6 tRNA genes are annotated in these 681 nt (G+C 51.0%); all 6 read left to right on the top strand.

Annotation, left to right across the window (positions count from 1 at the left end):
* Positions 1–64: 64 nt before the first annotated feature.
* The 6 genes from ADI76_RS02100 to ADI76_RS02075 all read left to right on the top strand — a co-directional run bounded on the left by ADI76_RS02100 (position 65) and on the right by ADI76_RS02075 (position 600).
* Positions 65–137: transfer RNA gene (locus ADI76_RS02100), tRNA-Asp, on the top strand.
* 24 nt (positions 138–161) lie between these two features.
* Positions 162–234 (top strand) — tRNA-Lys (locus ADI76_RS02095).
* A 6-nt stretch (positions 235–240) separates the two neighbouring features.
* Positions 241–322, top strand: a tRNA-Leu gene (locus tag ADI76_RS02090).
* Between the two features lie 17 nt (positions 323–339).
* Positions 340–412: transfer RNA gene (locus tag ADI76_RS02085), tRNA-Thr, on the top strand.
* A 23-nt stretch (positions 413–435) separates the two neighbouring features.
* Positions 436–507: transfer RNA gene (locus tag ADI76_RS02080), tRNA-Gly, on the top strand.
* 7 nt (positions 508–514) lie between these two features.
* Positions 515–600 (top strand) — tRNA-Leu (locus ADI76_RS02075).
* Positions 601–681 lie beyond the last annotated feature (81 nt).

Raw genomic sequence — 681 nt, 5'->3', positions numbered from 1 at the left:
TCAGCTGGGAGAGCATCTGCCTTACAAGCAGAGGGTCAGCGGTTCGATCCCGTTAACTCCCATAGGTCCCGTAGTGTAGCGGTTATCACGTCGCCCTGTCACGGCGAAGATCGCGGGTTCGATTCCCGTCGGGACCGTTAAGATAATGAAAATTATTTTAAGACTCGTTAGCTCAGTTGGTAGAGCAATTGACTTTTAATCAATGGGTCACTGGTTCGAGCCCAGTACGGGTCATATTTTGCGGGTTTGGCGGAATTGGCAGACGCACCAGATTTAGGATCTGGCGCTTTACGGCGTGGGGGTTCAAGTCCCTTAACCCGCATAGAAGAATAATAATGAGCCGGCTTAGCTCAGTTGGTAGAGCATCTGATTTGTAATCAGAGGGTCGCGTGTTCAAGTCATGTAGCCGGCATTTTTTTATATAAAGAAAGCGATGCGAACGTAGTTCAGTGGTAGAACACCACCTTGCCAAGGTGGGGGTCGCGGGTTCGAATCCCGTCGTTCGCTTGAGGAGGCCGGGGTGGCGGAACTGGCAGACGCACAGGACTTAAAATCCTGCGATTGGTAACGATCGTACCGGTTCGATTCCGGTCCTCGGCATAGATAAAGGTTGAAAGAAGCACCCTTAGCTCAACTGGATAGAGTACCTGACTACGAATCAGGCGGTTAGAGGTTCGACTC

The organism is Streptococcus parasanguinis, assembly GCF_001074805.1.
Lineage (GTDB): Bacteria > Bacillota > Bacilli > Lactobacillales > Streptococcaceae > Streptococcus > Streptococcus parasanguinis_A.
The sequence above is the reverse complement of the archived record's forward strand: the minus strand, read 5'-3'. Positions and strand labels throughout refer to the sequence as shown.